Source organism: Microvirga sp. P5_D2 (assembly GCF_054049475.1).
The window spans coordinates 44,854-61,660 of the sequence record NZ_JBFUMH010000010.1 but is presented as its reverse complement, the minus strand read 5'-3'; the positions used below and the strand labels follow the sequence as shown (position 1 = coordinate 61,660).

The following is a 16,807-nucleotide window of genomic DNA, read 5'->3' as shown; positions in this document are numbered from 1 at the left end:
TCATGCCCCTGATCCTTTCTGCCTTTGTCTCCGGCCTGCTGTTCGGGCTGGGGCTGATCGTCTCGCAGATGGTCAACCCGGCCAAGGTGCTCGGCTTCCTCGACATCTTCGGTCACTGGGACCCGAGCCTGGCCCTGGTCATGGGTGGCGCCGTCGCGGTGTCGGCGCTGGGCACCCTGGTCGCCAGGTGGCGCGGCGTCCCCGTGCTGGCCACCCGGCTTGAGATCCCGTCCCGTCGCGACCTCGACCCTCGCCTGATCGGCGGGGCTGCCCTGTTCGGCCTCGGCTGGGGCCTCGTTGGCCTGTGCCCCGGTCCGGCGCTGGTCGGCGTGACGTTCGGTCCGACCGAGGTCTCCGTCTTCGTGGCCGCAATGATCCTCGGCATGGCGATCTTCCGCCTCGTGCCCGCGGACTGGCCGCAGGTCACCTTCCGGCGCGAGGCTTCCCGGGTCGACGGATGAGGTCTGGTACGTAATCGCCGATCCCGCAACCGGGAAGGGTGCCATCGACTAGGTCCTCGGTGACCACGTAGAGGGGGCTGAACACCCGCTTCGCGGAGATGTTCTGCCGCGCAGAGACGCCGCAGCCGGGGCCGTCCGGACGAAAAAGGCCGCCTCCGTCGGGGAAGGCGGGCCTTTCCAATCCTTGGCGGATGCGCCCAGGCCCGTCGATCCGTGTYGGTTCGAGACCGCGCCCGGCGTCAGGATGACTATGGCAGCCGCACGGGCGTCGCAGATTGGCACGGCTTGTTCCGATCGGAACGGGCATAGGTGCCCGGGAGTACCTTCTCGACGCGAAGACGGACCTTGCGGTAGCACTCGCAGGTGGCCTGTTCGAGGCCGGACTGGTTGGTGACGACGATGCCGCCGCGTCGCTGTTCGATCAGGCCGGCGGTTTGAAGGGCGCGCAAGACGGTGCTGACCGTGGAGCGCTGCACCCCGAGCATCTCGGCCAGCGTCTCATGGGTCAGCGGCAGGATGTCCTGGTCCATGCGGTCATGGGTGTTGAGAAGCCAGCGGCAGCACCGGGCCTCGACCGGGTGCAGCGCATTGCAGGCCACGGCCTGAAACACCTGGGCGAGCAGCGCCTCGTTGAAAGCGGCCACGAACCGGCGCAGCCGGGAGCGCAACACGAGAACCCGGCGCATCTGCTCCACCGGAATCCGCGACGCGGCGCCCGGGACCAGCACCACGTAGCGTCCCAGGGCTTCACCGCTGATGAAGGTGCTCAGGAGACCGAACACCCCCTCGCGCCCGAACAGCGCCACTTCGGCCACCCGCCCATCCTCCATGTCCTCGACAAGGGACACGATGGCATCGTGCGGGAAGTACGTGTGCCGAATGGATTCGCCCGCCTCGTAGAGGACCGTGCGTTTCCGCAGGTCCACGATTTCGAGATGCGGCTCCAGCACGGCAAAGTCCGCCGGCTCCAGCGCGGCGAGAAGCCGGTTGGCCCGATGATCCCGGTGCAGAGCCTTCAGCACGATGGGGCCGTGTTCCTCCTGTAGGTCCATGATCTCAACGCCGGAGAAAAAGCTCAAGGCCATTATGAGCAGATGGGCGCCGCTGGTGCATCAGGAGCCCGGGCGCGAGGCGAGCAGATGGGCGAGGGCCGTCTCGCGGTTCGTCTTGCGATGAACCCGCTTCGGAAAGACCAGCCTGACTCGGACCCTCCTCCTGGCAGCCAAGCGGTCAAGCCTGTCCTTGATGGTCCGCGCAATGCTCGGATCGTTGCCCGGCATTTCGCCGATCTCGGACGCCCAGCGCTTGAGCTGTTCAAGGCTCGTGATGCGGGCCTCATCGATCGCCTTCCAGGCTTCCACTGGCAGGAGCAGTCCCTCGAATAGATCATCTGGGCACTTCGAGAAAACATGAGGCATGACTCACCTCCGGGATGGGTTCAGCGAGGCAGTTCTGGCGGAGCCTCCCGCACGCAATTTGGGCGGAGCGCATTGTGCGTCGCAGAGTGGCCCATGGCATCGATGGTATCATTGGCCCGATGGGAAAGCTTCAGAAAACTAACCTAGGTTAGGATACAGCTGATGTCGTCGCCCTTGATCGGCCTTCTCGCCGTCATCCAAACCCAGTCATGGCGGACATGGGAGATCCAGCGTCCAGCCCGGCCTGCGGCGTCGGCCGGAAATCCTTCTCGACGACCGCAACGGAGTCGGGGTATCCTCGCGTCCAAACGAAGAAATGTTCCTGCGTTGGACCTAGGCTCGCGATGAGCCTGCTTTGATCGACACCTCTGTCGACGTCGCTCCGGTACCCGAGTTGGTTTGCGTGACCTACGGGAGGAGCCCATGCACAGCAGCACCATGCACAAATGCGCCGCCGAGGCCATCGGCACCTTCTGGCTGACGTTTGCCGGCTGCGGCAGCGCGGTCATCGCGGCAGGCTTCCCCGACGTCGGCATCGGCCTGCTCGGCGTGTCGCTCGCCTTCGGCCTGACGGTGCTGACCATGGCCTACGCCATCGGGCACATCTCAGGGTGCCACCTCAATCCGGCCGTGACGGTGGGGCTCTGGGCCGGCGGTCGTTTCCCGGCCAATTGCATTGGACCCTACGTGGCCTCACAGGTGGTGGGCGCCGTCATCGCCGCGGCGACACTCTATGCCATCGCCGTCGGCTCCCCCACGTTCGACCTCGCCAAGGGTTTTGCCGCCAACGGCTACGGCGCGCACTCGCCGGGCCAGTACAGCATGATCTCGGGCTTCGTGGCCGAGGTGGTACTCACCATGATGTTCCTGTTTATCATCATGGGTTCCACCCATGGCAAGGCACCGGTCGGCTTCGCGCCGATTGCCATCGGCCTCGGTCTGACGCTGATCCACCTCGTCGGCATCCCGATCACCAACACCTCGGTCAACCCGGCCCGCAGCACCGGTCCGGCGCTGTTCGCCGGCGGCTGGGCGCTGGCGCAGCTCTGGATGTTCTGGGTCGCGCCGCTGATCGGCGGGGCACTTGGCGGCATTCTCTACCGCTGGCTCAGCGAGGAGCCCTCCGCGCAGGTCACCGGCATCGCGCCTGCCACCCCGGCCGAGTAAATCCAAACCGCGATGGCGACGCGGGAGCGGACCTACCAGTGCGTGGGAGGCCCGTGCGACGGCATGCTCCATACCATGTGCGAGGAGCGGCGGATCCGCCTCACACCTCGGGGCGACGAGGCTCTGGTCGCTCCCGACAGGGCCTCGGCCCCATCGGGCGAAGCCGCCGACTACGATGTGCGGCGGCTTCTGGCGCCTGACGGCAAGTGGCACGAGTTCCTGGTGCTGTCGGCCTGGACCAGCATGCAGGCCACGGTCTGGCTCAACCGCGGCCGATGACCGCCGTTGCGATGCAACGCTCATGGTCGCCGCGGCACGGGGAAGGGCTTCCGAGCCGACCTAACGCACGGGCACCGGGATGATGTCGGGCGCGATCACCCGGATCACTTTGCCCGGCCCCAAGGGTGACGCAGGGTTGGGTCCGATGCTGCCCGTGACAGACGGGTCCGAGCCGGCGGTTGGTTGAGAGGTCGATAGACCGACGGTCGCGCCCTCTGTCTTGTCCCGCCTGGCCTTCGGTCGCCTGAACGCCACATTGGCCATCCGCTGCGAGATGGCTTCGGTCACCAGGACATCGCCCTTCCGGCGCTCGAGCAGTCCTTCGGCCTTGCGCAGGGCCCGCGCCCAGCTCTCGTCCGGCTTCTTGCACGAGCAGCCCGGATCATGGGCCGTTCGGTAGCGCAGCGCGTTGGGCAGCTTCATGTAAGGCTCGCCGGTCTCCGACACGGCCTGCTCGATCCCGCCCTCGCGAGGAAGCCGGAACACCGTCGCCTCGGCATTCGGGCACAGGGCGCTGCACAGGGCCGCCACGTCCCCCTTGGCCTTCGGTGCGGTGTCAAGCGGGAAGTAGCTCCCGTCGCAGGACCGGACACACACCAGCCGTCCGCTGCCCTTCGGCCTGGCCGCCTGAATGGGGCCGGGCGACGCAACGGCGTCGCAGGCCCTGGCGACGGCGGCCCTGAGCTGGCGCCGACGGTCCTCGATCATGTCCGGATCGGCGGCCTGGCCGAGCAGGGTCTGATAGCTCGCCTGCAAGGCACGGATCTGTCCGGCGATGGGACCGCACGCGTCCGACGCGTGAAAGAAGAGGCCACCACGGTCGCAGCCGATGGCCCGGTAGTAGCCGACTAGGCGCTCGATCTCGCCGCGCTGGCGCTGCGCGTTGGCCGGCGCGGCGCCGTTGCGGTTCAGGGAAGCGAGTTCGGTCCTGTACCGCTCGCAGGCCGCTGCCTGGGCCCGGGCTGCGGTGGGGCCGACGAAGGGCAATGCGAGGAGCGCCGTCGAAACGGCAGGGATGGCCTTCCGGAAGAGGCGGAGCCAGGTCGGCATGCTGTCCTCCGAAGCCGGAGCATTGTGCACCCGGCGAAGTGCCGTGCCGATGCCGAACGGTATGCCGACGCAAACCCTGAGCGAACGGGAGGACGGGGAACGATGGATGCGGGTGCCAGGTGCGGAAACAAGCGGGCGGGGTGGGTCGTGGTTCCCGCGCTACCGATTTTGCGCCGATCGGCGGACCGTTGGGGCAACGGACGCGACAGAGCATCTCCCGTCCGGTCCGCCTTCCACGGCTTCTCCGTCAATGTCGAACCAGCACGCCTGGTCGGCGGTCGTTGTCCTGGCCGGGATCGGCGCTACTTCCTTGGCCACAGGGCAACCTGCCGGAACGCCGTTTCAAGGGAAGCACACGATGAGCATCTTCAGCAGGATCAAGGACGCCATCTTCGGATCCGCGACGGCGCAGGAAGCGCCTCAGGCCCCGTCCGCCCCGGCACAGCCCACCCAGGGAGCTGGTGCAGCCCCTGCGGGGACGGCGACCGCTTCGACCACGCAAGGGACGGCGAGCACGCCGGCATCTGGCGGCGCGCCGATGTCCCAGGTCGACGTCGAGGCGGTGCTGACCGGCCTCGCAGCGAAGAAGGGGCAGAAGCTCGACTGGCGCAAGTCGATCGTCGACCTGATGAAGCTGCTCGACCTCGACAGCAGCCTCGAGGCGCGCAAGGAACTCGCCAAGGAACTGAACTACACCGGAGACACCTCCGACTCCGCGACCATGAACGTCTGGCTGCACAAGCAGGTCATGACCAAGCTCGCGGCGAGCGGCGGCAAGGTTCCCGACGATCTGAGAAGCTAGGAACGCGGCGGGTTTCCCGCGCCGACGCATCCCTGCTGGTGCCACCGTCTGGGGCGGCTCGGGGGCCTCCCCCGAAAGAGCCGGTGCGCCCCTGATGGTGAAACCGGGCCAACTCCCTAGATTAACCTATGTTGCACCGCCGTTCCTGCCTTGGGAGAGCCGCAACATGAGGTTCTGGTCCGAGCTGCCGGTCGTCACCTGCCTTGGCGTGATGCCGATGGCGGACGCCTCTGCAAGACTTGCACCGCGAATTCCCTCAAGAACAGGTTCGCCATCTGCCGCAGTCGAAATTCCGAAGCCAATCGTCGATCAAACCAGATGGAGACAGCCTCATGCTTGAGGAGTTCAAGAAGTTCGCCCTGCGCGGGAACGTGGTCGACCTCGCGGTCGGCGTGATCATCGGCGTGGCGTTCGGGGCCATCGTCACATCCTTGGTGCAAGACATCATCATGCCGATCATCGGCGCGGTCACCGGCGGGCTGGATTTCTCGAACTACTACCTGCCGCTGTCCTCGGCCGTGCAGGACGGAGCCTCCTACGCCGACGCCAAGAAGCAGGGAGCCGTGATCGGCTACGGACAGTTCATCACGGTTGCCTTGAACTTCATCATCGTGGCCTGGGTGCTGTTCCTCGTGATCCGGGCGATGAACAAGTTGAAGCGTCAGGAAGATGCCAAGGTCGATGTTCCCCAGGCCCCGGAAATCCCGGCCGACGTGAAGCTGCTGTCGGAGATCCGAGACCTCTTGGCGACGGGTCAGGGGATAGGACGTGCCGAGATCAAGCCGGTGAGAGGCTCCTGAACCGTCGGCGGAGCGGCAAGGTGAGGAACCCTATTGCTTTGGAGTGTTCGGGTGACGGCAGGAGCGCCCTGAACCCTGTTGAAGGTCTGACGTTACTTCTGCCGCACCCACCAACCCGAGGAGCATTGCAATGAGCCGCGGATTTCCATCGATGACGGCCCTGCTGGGCCTGCTCGCTGTGGCAGGCTTCCAACACCGGGACAAGATCGCCGAGATGCTGAGGGGAGCGGGTTCGGGCAACCCTGGCGCTCCGGATCAAGATGGCCAGCCGGGTGGCCTGGGCGGTCTTCTCGGCAGCCTGGGTGGCAGTCCCGGCACGGCGGGCGGAGGCAATCAGCAGGCTGGCCTCGGCGGGCTGCTCGGCGGCCTTGGTGGCGGCGGGCTCGGTGAGTTGATGGAGAGCTTCAGGCAGCAAGGCCAAGGCGACGTCGCCGAGTCCTGGGTCGGCACCGGACCGAACAAGCCCATCGCTCCCGAGCAGCTCGAACAAGCCATCGGTCCCGAGGTGCTCGCGACCTTGACCCAGCAGACCGGGCTGTCGCGCGAGGAACTCCTGTCGCGGCTCACGACGTTGTTGCCGGAAACCGTGGATAAGGTCACCCCCGACGGGCACCTGCCTGACGCGACGGACCTGCCGCGTTCCTGATCGGGCATCCAAGGAGAGTGTCATGGGACTGCAAAGTTCACTTGATAGGTGCGGGAGGAAATGATGGCTGAAGACTGGGCGTCGGACGTGCAGAAATACTCCGCAAACGCGGACCAGAATGCGATCAATGGGATTGTCCGTTACTGCGGCATCGCGTTGCAAAAGCGGGATTCGACCCTGGTCTCGCTGAGTGATAGGGAAGAGGTCGCGCGGGTGCGGGAGAGTTTCCTGAAAAAGAAGCTCGGTCTGGCCGATACCGACGCTGATCTCGACAAGGCGATCATGGCTGTCGGCGAGAAGCTGAAGGGCGACCGGACGAAGAACAGGGTCACGGTCTACTACCTGTTGGCCGAGCATTTCGGGAAGCTGTCGATGTTCGGTGGCCCCGGCTCTGCTGCGGGGAAGAGCTGAGCTCTCGGACGTCCCTTTTGTCCTCGTCGCGGCTGCATTCAACGACCGCGTAACGTTCCTGGTCTGACCTGAGAGGCTTCATGCGCCTGCCGCCTATCGTGTTGATGTCCTGCGCGTTGTCCGCGTGCGTCTCGTCAGGCGAGCGGCAGGCCATCCCTGTGCCGCCCGCGAACCTGGGATCCGCGCAAGCAGTGCCTTCGGCGCCCATGGCGCCGACATCCGCACCCACGTACACGAGACGCGTGACCTACAGCGACGGCAGGTACACCCTGCCCGACGGCACGACGGTGGCTGCACAGCCGGGTGGCGGCTTCACGCTGTCGAATGGGGTGGTCGTGCCGCCTGACGGCACGGGCGGGATCATCCTCCCCAACGGGGCACGGTGCGTCTCGGACGGCAACCGCGGCTATCTCTGTCCTTGACCCCCAGGAAGTCTGAAAGCGCGAAGGCCCGTCCCGGGGCGGGCCTACGTCAATGGCGGGTACCACACCGCCGTCAGAGAATGCGGAGGGGCAGAGCGGTCGCGATCCGAGATGACACGAATGACCAGTGATCGTCGTCACACTCCTGGTAAGCCTCAACGAAGCCGATGTCGAACAGCTCCAGGCGGGACCGTACCGTAGGATGCCTTCAGCGCGAGCCTGACCCCTTGTGACCCTTGGGTCGGTTCACGCTTCCGGTTGTCGCGACATCGTCGGTGTTGACAGCAAGCTTGCCGCCGGACCTGACCGCATCCGTGCTCCAGGCGATGTTCTCACTCGGAAGCAGGTGCTTGACCAGCTTCCGTGTCTCACGCGAGAGGAGCTTCCCTGCTTGAGCGACAGGCTTGAAGTCGGTGAGCTTGTGTGGCCCGCCAGGGCGTCCTGCAAAGACCCGCAGCCCGTCGGGAAACATCACCATGTCGCCCCGGCGCAACGTGCTGTCGGCCAGGAGCGCCGGAACGGGGTTGTCGATCTCTCCCATGGGTTTCGGTTCGATCGGCTTCTTGATCTCAGGCTGCTCGACGGCCACGGGCTTTGGCCGAGGGCGGACCTTGCGCCGAGGCTTCTCGACCTCCGGATCGGCTTGATACCCGAACGACTGCGGCACCGGGGCCGGGGTTGCCGGCTGGGAGAAGGCCCTGAACAACCCGAAGATGCCCTGCGCCTGGGCAGGAACGGCGCCGATCGTGAACGGGAGGATCAGGGCCACGGCCAGCACGCTGCATGATCTCGCCAACGACGCGAGCCGGCTTCGGGGCTTTGACATTCCCGCCTCACTTGATGAGGAGCAACGTGGCCTTGGCTCCCCAGGTTGCTGATCCATCCGGACTAGAGGCGAAAAACCCCGTTGCCGGGCGTGAACCCGATGACAGGCGGAGCCAGAAAGGCATTGGCCCAGCGGCTGACATCCTCGGATAGGGGAATCGCCCTGATGCCAGGATGCTTGAAGGCGGCTATGGTTTGCATGCCTTGGAGATGCGGCGAATCCCTTGGTGTTCGGGGCCAGGTGGGGAGGGGGCTGATGGTGGCGTTACCGGCCTCTCCTCCTGCCCGCACACTGAAACGCGACTGGGCCGGGTGGGTTGTAGAAGGCCACGTCTCGCCTTTTTTATGCCCGGTACCGTGGCGAGACCTTGAGCCACGGCGATCTGGGCCTCAAGTTCCCCGATGTGATGACAGCTCCACGAGTCCCTGCGTGTGGCCCGGCATCAAAACCCTCATGACTGCACCCTTGAGATCGAGAATACCGAAGGTGAGCTTGCCTTCAGCGTCTCGTTTGATGCGATCTCCAATGGGCAGGCGAAGCCCGCTCCAGCCGTATCCACGACGAACCTTTCCGGTCGGCTGACGAGGTCCTTGCAGAGCTTAGCTGGTACCCATCGTCCGCCATGCTTGACCGAGGAACCGGCACTGGCGGTCGTCGATTGGTCAGTTCAGGGACGACCGGCACAGGCCGGGAAAACGGAGCGTTCGTGATGGCCACGCGGGAGCGAACCTATCGGTGTGTGGGAGGCCCGTGCGACGGCATGCTTCACACCATGTGCGAGGAACGGCGCGTCCGGCTGTCAAAGCAGCATGAGGTGGCTGTACGATCCCCTCCCGGTGAGGCAACCGCGGACTATGAGGTGCGACGACTCCTGGCGCCCGACGGCGACTGGCACGAGTTCCTGGTGCTGACGGCGTGGACGAGCATGCAGGCGACCGTCTGGCTCAACCGCCGGCCACGGCAGTGACGGAAGCATGCCCCAGGGTTCTCGTTCCGAAGGGACGTGCCCGCCACTTCGGACATGCTCGTCGAGAGCCGCGAGACAAGTTGCCTAGTGTAGACGTCGCGAGCGCCGTTGAGGATCGAGACATTCTGCCGCCACGCTGAAACCCATCGTCGGGTCGGCGGTTCCCCTCACTAATCTGTGATACCCGCAGCAGGCATGAGCTGCCGCGACGGGCACACGAGACCAGTATTTAAGGAGAGAGCCGATGCCCCACGACGCCTCAGGCGACCTGCGCCTCCCCATGTCAACGACGTCCATCCGGACGTCGCCACATTCATGATCGCCCGTGCGTTTGCCGAGACCTACCGGGACGTACTTGAGCCAACAGTCCCAGACCCCCTCGTGGCCATCCTGCGCCAGATGGAAATCAGGGAGATTGACCATGAACGCTCTTCAGCCTGAGCCGCATGTGGCTCTGATCGTCGAGGACAATCCCGATGTCCGGGCACTTGCAGGCGCCTTGTTGGAGGAGACGCCCCTCGAGGTGGTAGAGGTCGAAAGCGCGGAAGCGGCCCTGGACTGCCTCCAGGAACGCGGGGGCGAGGTGGCAATGATGTTCGCCGATGTGCGACTCCCGGGAGAGATGGATGGGGTCCAGCTCGCCAAGGCCGCGTGCAAGCTCTGGCCGACGGTCAGAGTCGTGCTCACCTCAGGCGATCCCAGTGCCCAGTTGGGCGATCTGCCCGAGTGCGTCACCTTCATGCCGAACCCCTGGCGCGGTCTTGACGTGCTGGTCCAGGCCGAGAAGGCCATTCATGACCCTCAGCCTCCGGTGACGTGATATGGCGCAGGGTACAAGCAACGATCCACCCGTTGTTCTTCTCGTCGAAGACGAATTGCTGGTGCGGATGACCGCCGCCGACGAACTGGAGGAGGCAGGCTTCCAGGTGCTGGAGGCGGCCAATGCGGACGTCGCCCTCAAGGTGCTGGAGGCGCGATCCGACGAGGTCCAGGTGCTGTTCACGGACGTGCACATGCCCGGCTCCATGGACGGCATGGAGCTGGCTGAGCAGGTCCATGCCCGATGGCCGCACGTTCGGCTGCTGATCGCCTCAGGCTACGCACGCCCCAAGCATCACGAGATCCCGGACGATGGCCGCTTCGTGCCAAAGCCCTACCATGCTGCGACGCTCGTCAGGCACGTTCATGAGCTGGTGGGTTCAGAAGAGAAGTGAGAAGGGTAGCACGTGGGCCCGAACGGGCATGAGCCCTTCAGATCTCAAACGGCCCCTGAAGGGCAGCCTTGATCGTCGGGTCCGGGTCGAACTCCTGGCCGTGCTCGACGTCGAGCATCCGAGCAAGCCTGGCACGGGCCCGGTTGACGCGGCTCTTGACCGTCCCCACAGCGACCCCGCACACCTGGGCAGCCTCTTCATACGACAGTCCCTCAGCCCCGACCAGTAGCAGGGCCTCGCGCTGGTCGAGCGGGATGTGGGCCAGAGCCCTCCGGAAATCCTCGAATTCGAGCCGCGCTCCCTGTTCGGGTGGGGCCGAGAGCCGGGCCGCGTAGGAGCCGTCGGCATCCTCGACCTCGCGCCGTCTCTTCCGGTACTCGGAGTGAAAGAGGTTGCGCAGGATCGTGAACAGCCAGGCATTGAGGTTTGTCCCAGCCTCGAAGTGGTGAATGTTGGTCACGGCCCGCACAAGCGTTTCCTGAACCAGATCGTCGACCCGATCAGTCTTACCCGCCAGGGACATGGCGAAAGCGCGCAGGCTTGGCACAGCCGCCAGGATCTCATCTCGCAAAGATGGATCGAGTGTCAATGGACCGTCCTTCGACTAAGGCTCAGGTCGACCAGAGCCAGGAGCCGGTGCGGTACGGGCTCGCAAAGGAGGTCGGTGTAGTAGACCCGCAGTTCACGCTCGATCCAGTCCAGGTCGGCAGCGCCGAGCCGGTCACTGGACTTGGGATCGATATTCCAACCTTGAGGGAATTTGCGGTCCCAAAGGGTGATGTCGTCAGGAGCCTCGTCATCGTCCATGGGAGCCTCGTCGTGAGGGATGATCTTATGGTCTTAATCCACCAGGCTCTTGAAAGCATCCTCGACAATGAGCGTGAGCGCAGATCTGGTCACCAAATGCCCTCTCGCGTTTCTGACGCTCGCGATGAAGGTTTGCTGATCGCCTCTGGCAGTGCATCCCGCGCGATGTACGGCAAGGCACGCTGGGCCTCGGCCCGTACTCCCGCATGATCTTGGCATTCAAGCTCTTTGGTGTCCTGGAGGAGCCGATCGCCATCGGGGCGTCAAGGAAGTAGCGGGGCACCTGGCCTCTCCTGCTGGCGGACAGATGGTGTCAGTCAACTTCAGGGGGCAGGAAATCGTTCAAGCCACGGACGCATGCTCCGGGCAGGGATGGGATCGTCCCGAGTCCCGGGGAGCCCGGCCATTGCATGAGGCGTACGTACGTCGGAAGGCGCTCTGGTCCACCATTTGCGCCGGTTGCGCCGACGGCCCCATCCCTCAAGACTGGACGCAGGGAAAGGCCTTGAGCGGAGTGCGTGATGGATCGGGACGATGCTGCCATCGCCATGATGGAGTTTGCGGAGCAGATGGGCGACTACCGCGTCCTCGCTGCCCAGATCAGGGAGATCGGGCCTCGCCTCGAGCGATCAGAGAACCGCGCCGCCGGTGAGCGGTACCGGGAGCTGATCAAGCGGACCGCACCGGGATTCGAGTATGAACGCACTCACGGACGGGGAAGTCTCCTGGACCTCGATCACCCGACGGTTCGCCACTTCATCGCGGGAGGACGACTGATTCCGGCAGGGGAAATCCAGGCCGCGGAAAGACATCGGAGTTCTACATTCCCGGAGGCGTAGACGCATCCTTTGCCTCCGGTCCAAGCTCTGAGTCGCGCCAAGCTGCGGATACCGCAGCCTCGAACGAGGGATGGCCGCCTTCCAGAAAGCCGACCCCTGGGGCTGCGACCAAGAAGTATCTTCTCGGTCCGTCGATGACGAGGACAACCGAATAGCCTTTGGGCAGCTCCGCCGGGATTGGAATGAACATCCGGCCGCGGATCGCGGTGGTTGTGCATACCTGGATGGCGCGATCGGGCCCTTCCTCGACAGGATAGGAGTCGATGATTCTCCCGTCCACGTCGACGACCTCATAGACGGCTTTCCCGTTCCTGGTGTTTTCGATGAACACTGGCATGTCTTGGTTGTCCTTCGACGAGGTCAGGGAACTCGGCAACGGCTTTAGGTGGATCACGGCGGGAGTGGAAGCCATGAGAGCCGGATTCCACCCGACTGGGTTAACGCCCTTCCCAAGGTCTCCGCGCACCGAGCGGCGGAAGGAGGGACTCATCGACCCTGGCGAGGATCTTGCCGGTGGGAATCCTTGCGCAGGTCCGTATTCCGTTCCAGGAGTCCGGCGGAAGGGAGTCTGGAAGGTGCCGAAGCTTTACTTGCCCGGTCCGGTGGGGAGTCCAAAGGCTTGTCCTTCATCACACGGCAGTGGGCTGCGGGCGGCCGAGGGGCGCCCGCTTTCGCAACGGTGGCTTGCGCGTGTTTCCGGCCTGTCGTCGGCGTTGCGGTCGCTACCGTGCCGGGATGATATGGCGCGGCGCCCGTGTCACCTACGATCCGGCGCTTCCCGTTTCGTGACGCATGTCCCGGCTGGTCTGAACTCCCTGATGAAGCGCAGTCACGTCCGTCAGGGCGGCACCCTCGACTGCCGAAAGCACCCTTGGCAGGGCGCAGCATAGCCTAGAGCAGTCTTTGTTTGGATTGCTCCCTCGGGAGCGGTGGACGACTGCATCACAGGAATCGGGCGCAGGAAACGGGTCGCCGCTTACCATCCGATCTGAGAAATCCGTCATGGGCATTGAGCCCAAAGAAGGATTTCCATCAGTGACTACGCTCATGAACAAGACGGCCATCGTAACGGGGGCCAGCTCCGGCATTGGATACGCAACGGCCAAACTCTTTGCGCAGGAAGGGGCGAATGTGCTCGTCACGGCGCGCCGAGCCGATGAACTGGAAGCGCTGGTTGCTGAGATCAGGGAGGCCGGAGGTGCTGCCGTCGCAGTTGCGGGCGACGTGAGGGACGAGGCACTGGCGGAGACACTTGTCAGAACCGCGGTCGAGCGCTTCGGCGGTCTCGACATCGCCTTCAACAATGCTGGTGTCGTGGGCGACACCGGAGCGGTCTCGGGCCTGTCGCTGGATGGATGGCGCGATACGCTCGAGATCAACCTGACGAGCGCGTTCCTTGGCGCCAAGTATCAGGTGCCCGCAATGTTGGACCGGGGCGGCGGCTCGTTGATCTTCACCTCCACCTTTGTCGGCTACTCGGCTGGAATGCCCGGAATGGCCGCCTACGCCGCGAGCAAGGCGGGCCTGATCGGTTTGACCCAGGTTCTTGCGACCGAGTTCGGGGCCAGGGGCGTTCGCGTGAACGCCATCTTGCCGGGCGGGACCGATACCCCGTCGAACATCGTCAACGCGCCGGGATCGCCTCCGGAGGTCCGCACCTTCGTCGAGGGGCTGCATGCCCTCAAGCGGCTTGCGACCCCGGCGGAAATCGCGAAGGCAGTCCTGTTCCTGGCATCGGATGCCTCGAGCTTCGTGACGGGGAGCGCCTTTGTCGTCGATGGAGGTATTTCCATAACCCGGACGTAGGGCTCGGGAAGCGCGGGTTCGCGCCCAGTGCGCGAGCCCGGTCGCGCAAAACATGTGGGTTCCTGAAGCTGCCCCTATTCGGGAACTGCCGCCGGATCGCCTTCCCAGGTCGGCTCCGGCGGCTCGTTGCCCTGCCAGCAGCAGCACCGGTACTGCGATGTCGGCCGCCGGAGCGCCTGCGCGAGCCTAGGCTCCAGGCTCAATTGCGGGAATGATCCGACTCTGGCGCCGCCTCGCTGCTTCCAAAAAGAGATATCAGTTGCTACCTATGACCATGGTTGAGAAATTACGCACGCCAGTGGCGTTTCGAGAGGCGCGAGAGCTGGGTGAGTGGCTGGCGAAGCATCACCACAGCAGGAGCGAGCTGTGGGTCCAAATCTTCAAGGCCGACTCCGGCCATCCGTCCGTCACCTGGACTGAGTGTGTTGTAGAGGCGATCCGGTTCGGCTGGATCGATGGCCAGAAGCAACCGCTCGATGACAGGTCTTTCCTCCAGCGGCTCACGCCGCGGAAGCCGAAGTCGAACTGGTCAGCCAGGAATCGAGAGCATGCAACAAGGCTGATCGCGGAAGGGCGGATGACGCCTGCTGGGCTCGCGCATGTCGATGCGGCAAAGGCGGATGGGCGCTGGGAAGGCGCCTACGCAGGATCGGCGGCGATGGTGATCCCTCAAGACTTCCTTGACGCGCTGGAGACGATGCCGGACGCCAAGGCGTTCTTCGAGACGCTCGACCGCAAGAACCTCTACTCGATCTACTATCGGCTCCAAACGGCGAAACGGCCCGAGACGCGAGCGAAAAGAATCGCTCAGATCCTCGCGCAGCTTGAACGTGGCGAGCGGTTTCACTGAACTGCGAACCCTGGCGAATTTCGAAGAAGCATTTACGGAAGCAGTGTAGCTGCGCGATCAAGGTTCTCATTGGGACGGCATCTCCAAAGGAGCTCTCGCGGACAGGTTCGTTACGGGATGCGGGGCGGCCTCCTCGGACCAGTCACCTACTGCCATTGCTGGCAGAAGGCCCGCCTCAAATCGTGAGGCGGGCCTTCACTGCATCAAGCTGCGAGAGCCTGCTGGCGCAAGACATTGTCCAAAGTGATCTCCCCCTGGAACCCGCCCACGCTGACATCGGGTTCGCCACGCTCGATCGCGTGCGCGAACCTGACCGCCGGATCCGCCTCCAGCCTCTCGAACAGACGCTGCAAGCCCGGATAGTCGCGGCGATCGACGACGTCGTGATACTTGCTCCACCGCGCGATGCCTGCGAAGTAGGCATCGGCCAACGTGGGTCGGTCGCCCAGCAGCCAGTCCTTGTCACCGAGCATCTGTTCCAGGTCCGCATGGGCCTTGGTGACCTTTGCAGCCCCATAGGCTCTGAGGGCATCCTTCGCAGGTCCTTCAAGGCCATGCTCGAAGACGTACCAGAGCGGGCCGAACGCGGTGAAGAAGCTCGTGTTCAGGAACGCCAGGACCTTGTTGAACCGGTCGAACTCCGGCGTGCCCTGGGCGAAGGACAGCCCCTTGCCGATCCCCCGAGCGCCGAGATGATGAAGGATCGCCATGCTCTCGCTGATCCGCTCGCCCGTGGCGGTCATCAGCGTCGGTGTCTCACCGACAGGATTGATCCGGCGGTAGGCTTCGCTCTGTACGTCTGCCGGCATCTCGATGCGGCAGAGGCGGTAAGGCTCCCCGAGCCATTCCAGCGCGACGATCGAGCCGAACGAGCATCCCGACGGGACGCCGTACATGAGGGTTTGAACCATGTGTATCTCCTTGTATCTGTGACGACATCAAGATGGCACCATGGACTTTGACGCTGTAGCGGCTACTTTGGAAACCTAAAGTCCACAAATGTGAACGATGGCGCATGAGGTTCAACTTCAACGATCTGCACATCTTCGTCCGAGCGGTCGACAGCGGGGGCTTTGCCGCTGCCGCACGACACTTGGGCGTTCCCAAGTCGACGGTCAGCAAGCGGGTCGCCGAGCTCGAGGCGGACCTCGGCATTCGCCTGATCCATCGCACCTCGCGCAGCTTCGTGCTGACCGACGTCGGAAAGGATTTCTACGACCATGCCCGGGCCGCCGTCATCGAGGCCGAGGCCGCCGAGAGCGTGGTGCAGCGTCGGCAGGCCGAGCCGCAGGGCATGGTCAGGATCACCGCCTCCGTGCCGGTGGCGCAGTTCCATCTGGCCGATCGCCTGCCGACGCTCGCCCGCGCCTATCCCAAGCTGGACCTGCAACTCCACGTCACCGACCGCTTCGTCGACCTGGTCCGGGAGGGCTTCGATATCGCGATCAGGAGCCACTTCGCGCCGTTGCCCGATTCCGATCTCCTTCAGCGCCGGATGGCMACCGAGCGGATCACGCTGGTCGCCTCACCGGACTACCTGGCCCGGCGGGGCGTGCCCCGGCGCCCGGAGGACATCGTCGGCCATGACGCGCTCCTGACGGCTCCAACGTCCAGGACATGGCTCCTGAAAAGCAACGACGGACTGGAGGTTCAAGTCGCTCCGGCGGCGCGTCTGGTGGCCGATGAATCCTCGGTGCTGTTGCGGGCCGCGGCTTCGGGTCTCGGCATCGCCTGCCTTCCCGAGACGATGACAGCCGCATTGGTCGAAAGCGGGGACTTGGCAACGGTGCTCCCGGACTGGGCCGCCGGCATCGTGACCTCCACGATCCTGACGCCTCATCGGCGCGGCCAGCTCCCTGCCGTCAGGGCCGTCATCGATTTCCTGGCAGGTGCCTGACAGCCTGCGGTTGATGGCTCCGGCGAGGACCGCTGCGGTGGATGCGGGATGTATGCGATGGCCATGACATGGAGAGCGCCATCCCGAGTATCCTCGAGGATATCGGATGGGTTCAATCGGAGCCGGTGGTCTTTGCTGCCGAATG

Annotated in this window: 24 protein-coding genes and 1 pseudogene; 15 read left to right on the top strand and 10 right to left on the bottom strand. The window is 64.6% G+C overall.

What is annotated here, in order from left to right; all coding sequences use genetic code 11:
* The first annotated feature begins 2 nt into the window (after positions 1 to 2).
* Entirely contained in the window at positions 3 to 461 is a 459-nt protein-coding gene (locus ACXJKO_RS05745; protein WP_457090126.1) for a DUF6691 family protein, read from the top strand.
* A 248-nt stretch (positions 462 to 709) separates the two neighbouring features.
* On the opposite strand, the gene ACXJKO_RS05740 is transcribed toward ACXJKO_RS05745, so the two are convergent.
* Together ACXJKO_RS05740 and ACXJKO_RS05735 are read right to left on the bottom strand one after the other, a co-directional pair.
* Positions 710 to 1,513: a Crp/Fnr family transcriptional regulator gene (locus ACXJKO_RS05740; protein WP_457090125.1), complete on the bottom strand. Its 804-nt coding sequence runs from the start codon at positions 1,511 to 1,513 to the stop codon at positions 710 to 712.
* Positions 1,514 to 1,573: 60 nt separating this feature from the next.
* Positions 1,574 to 1,879, bottom strand: a complete 306-nt coding sequence (locus ACXJKO_RS05735) for a hypothetical protein (protein WP_457090124.1) — start codon at positions 1,877 to 1,879, stop codon at positions 1,574 to 1,576.
* A 423-nt stretch (positions 1,880 to 2,302) separates the two neighbouring features.
* On the opposite strand from ACXJKO_RS05735, the gene aqpZ reads away from it, so the two are divergent.
* Both aqpZ and ACXJKO_RS05725 read left to right on the top strand, forming a co-directional pair.
* A complete protein-coding gene (aqpZ, locus tag ACXJKO_RS05730; protein ID WP_457090123.1) occupies positions 2,303 to 3,046 on the top strand; it encodes an aquaporin Z in 744 nt (247 codons plus the stop codon).
* Positions 3,047 to 3,109: 63 nt separating this feature from the next.
* Positions 3,110 to 3,325, top strand: a complete 216-nt coding sequence (locus tag ACXJKO_RS05725) for a hypothetical protein (protein WP_457090122.1) — start codon at positions 3,110 to 3,112, stop codon at positions 3,323 to 3,325.
* A gap of 60 nt (positions 3,326 to 3,385) precedes the next feature.
* Here the strand turns inward: ACXJKO_RS05725 and ACXJKO_RS05720 are convergent, their stop codons facing one another.
* Positions 3,386 to 4,375 (bottom strand): DUF2865 domain-containing protein, encoded by a 990-nt coding sequence (locus ACXJKO_RS05720; RefSeq protein WP_457090121.1) that lies wholly within the window; start codon positions 4,373 to 4,375, stop codon positions 3,386 to 3,388.
* Positions 4,376 to 4,733: 358 nt separating this feature from the next.
* Between ACXJKO_RS05720 and ACXJKO_RS05715 the strand changes: the two genes are divergently transcribed.
* From ACXJKO_RS05715 to ACXJKO_RS05695, 5 genes are all read left to right on the top strand, one after another.
* On the top strand, positions 4,734 to 5,177 hold the full coding sequence (locus ACXJKO_RS05715) for a DUF3597 domain-containing protein (protein WP_457090120.1): 444 nt from the start codon (positions 4,734 to 4,736) through the stop codon (positions 5,175 to 5,177).
* Between the two features lie 332 nt (positions 5,178 to 5,509).
* A complete protein-coding gene (mscL, locus tag ACXJKO_RS05710) occupies positions 5,510 to 5,977 on the top strand; it encodes a large conductance mechanosensitive channel protein MscL (RefSeq protein ID WP_457090119.1) in 468 nt (155 codons plus the stop codon).
* A gap of 130 nt (positions 5,978 to 6,107) precedes the next feature.
* Positions 6,108 to 6,623, top strand: a complete 516-nt coding sequence (locus ACXJKO_RS05705; RefSeq protein ID WP_457090118.1) for a YidB family protein — start codon at positions 6,108 to 6,110, stop codon at positions 6,621 to 6,623.
* Positions 6,624 to 6,686: 63 nt separating this feature from the next.
* Positions 6,687 to 7,034, top strand: a complete 348-nt coding sequence (locus ACXJKO_RS05700) for a DUF2853 family protein (protein ID WP_457090117.1) — start codon at positions 6,687 to 6,689, stop codon at positions 7,032 to 7,034.
* Between the two features lie 242 nt (positions 7,035 to 7,276).
* Entirely contained in the window at positions 7,277 to 7,456 is a 180-nt protein-coding gene (locus ACXJKO_RS05695; RefSeq protein ID WP_457090116.1) for a hypothetical protein, read from the top strand.
* Between the two features lie 208 nt (positions 7,457 to 7,664).
* On the opposite strand, the gene ACXJKO_RS05690 is transcribed toward ACXJKO_RS05695, so the two are convergent.
* Both ACXJKO_RS05690 and ACXJKO_RS05685 read right to left on the bottom strand, forming a co-directional pair.
* On the bottom strand, positions 7,665 to 8,282 hold the full coding sequence (locus ACXJKO_RS05690) for a hypothetical protein (RefSeq protein ID WP_457090115.1): 618 nt from the start codon (positions 8,280 to 8,282) through the stop codon (positions 7,665 to 7,667).
* Positions 8,283 to 8,344: 62 nt separating this feature from the next.
* On the bottom strand, positions 8,345 to 8,482 hold the full coding sequence (locus tag ACXJKO_RS05685; RefSeq protein ID WP_457090114.1) for a hypothetical protein: 138 nt from the start codon (positions 8,480 to 8,482) through the stop codon (positions 8,345 to 8,347).
* Positions 8,483 to 9,096: 614 nt separating this feature from the next.
* Between ACXJKO_RS05685 and ACXJKO_RS05680 the strand changes: the two genes are divergently transcribed.
* The 3 genes from ACXJKO_RS05680 (at position 9,097) to ACXJKO_RS05670 (ending at position 10,463) form a co-directional block, all read left to right on the top strand.
* A complete protein-coding gene (locus ACXJKO_RS05680) occupies positions 9,097 to 9,249 on the top strand; it encodes a hypothetical protein (protein WP_457090113.1) in 153 nt (50 codons plus the stop codon).
* A 421-nt stretch (positions 9,250 to 9,670) separates the two neighbouring features.
* Positions 9,671 to 10,069 (top strand): response regulator, encoded by a 399-nt coding sequence (locus ACXJKO_RS05675; RefSeq protein WP_457090112.1) that lies wholly within the window; start codon positions 9,671 to 9,673, stop codon positions 10,067 to 10,069.
* 1 nt (position 10,070) lies between these two features.
* A complete protein-coding gene (locus ACXJKO_RS05670) occupies positions 10,071 to 10,463 on the top strand; it encodes a response regulator (RefSeq protein WP_457090111.1) in 393 nt (130 codons plus the stop codon).
* A 37-nt stretch (positions 10,464 to 10,500) separates the two neighbouring features.
* Here the strand turns inward: ACXJKO_RS05670 and ACXJKO_RS05665 are convergent, their stop codons facing one another.
* From ACXJKO_RS05665 to ACXJKO_RS05655, 3 genes and pseudogenes are all read right to left on the bottom strand, one after another.
* A complete protein-coding gene (locus ACXJKO_RS05665; RefSeq protein WP_457090110.1) occupies positions 10,501 to 11,052 on the bottom strand; it encodes a sigma-70 family RNA polymerase sigma factor in 552 nt (183 codons plus the stop codon).
* Positions 11,049 to 11,270: a hypothetical protein gene (locus ACXJKO_RS05660; protein WP_457090109.1), complete on the bottom strand. Its 222-nt coding sequence runs from the start codon at positions 11,268 to 11,270 to the stop codon at positions 11,049 to 11,051. Before ACXJKO_RS05660 ends, ACXJKO_RS05665 begins: the two co-directional genes overlap by 4 nt.
* Positions 11,271 to 11,359: 89 nt before the next feature.
* Positions 11,360 to 11,515, bottom strand: a pseudogene (locus ACXJKO_RS05655) (DUF6894 family protein); the annotation flags it as partial.
* A 276-nt stretch (positions 11,516 to 11,791) separates the two neighbouring features.
* On the opposite strand from ACXJKO_RS05655, the gene ACXJKO_RS05650 reads away from it, so the two are divergent.
* Positions 11,792 to 12,109, top strand: a complete 318-nt coding sequence (locus ACXJKO_RS05650) for a hypothetical protein (protein ID WP_457090108.1) — start codon at positions 11,792 to 11,794, stop codon at positions 12,107 to 12,109.
* On the opposite strand, the gene ACXJKO_RS05645 is transcribed toward ACXJKO_RS05650, so the two are convergent.
* Positions 12,090 to 12,521 (bottom strand): hypothetical protein, encoded by a 432-nt coding sequence (locus ACXJKO_RS05645; protein WP_457090107.1) that lies wholly within the window; start codon positions 12,519 to 12,521, stop codon positions 12,090 to 12,092. The genes ACXJKO_RS05650 and ACXJKO_RS05645 overlap by 20 nt on opposite strands.
* Before the next feature lie 590 nt (positions 12,522 to 13,111).
* Here ACXJKO_RS05645 and ACXJKO_RS05640 point away from each other — a divergent pair.
* Positions 13,112 to 13,915, top strand: a complete 804-nt coding sequence (locus ACXJKO_RS05640) for an SDR family oxidoreductase (RefSeq protein WP_457090106.1) — start codon at positions 13,112 to 13,114, stop codon at positions 13,913 to 13,915.
* A gap of 268 nt (positions 13,916 to 14,183) precedes the next feature.
* Complete coding sequence (locus ACXJKO_RS05635; RefSeq protein WP_457090145.1) at positions 14,184 to 14,765, top strand: YdeI/OmpD-associated family protein; 582 nt, start codon at positions 14,184 to 14,186, stop codon at positions 14,763 to 14,765.
* Positions 14,766 to 14,968: 203 nt separating this feature from the next.
* Here the strand turns inward: ACXJKO_RS05635 and ACXJKO_RS05630 are convergent, their stop codons facing one another.
* Positions 14,969 to 15,676: a glutathione S-transferase family protein gene (locus tag ACXJKO_RS05630; protein ID WP_457090105.1), complete on the bottom strand. Its 708-nt coding sequence runs from the start codon at positions 15,674 to 15,676 to the stop codon at positions 14,969 to 14,971.
* Positions 15,677 to 15,780: 104 nt separating this feature from the next.
* On the opposite strand from ACXJKO_RS05630, the gene ACXJKO_RS05625 reads away from it, so the two are divergent.
* Positions 15,781 to 16,662, top strand: a complete 882-nt coding sequence (locus ACXJKO_RS05625; RefSeq protein WP_457090104.1) for a LysR family transcriptional regulator — start codon at positions 15,781 to 15,783, stop codon at positions 16,660 to 16,662.
* The last annotated feature ends 145 nt before the right edge of the window (positions 16,663 to 16,807 follow it).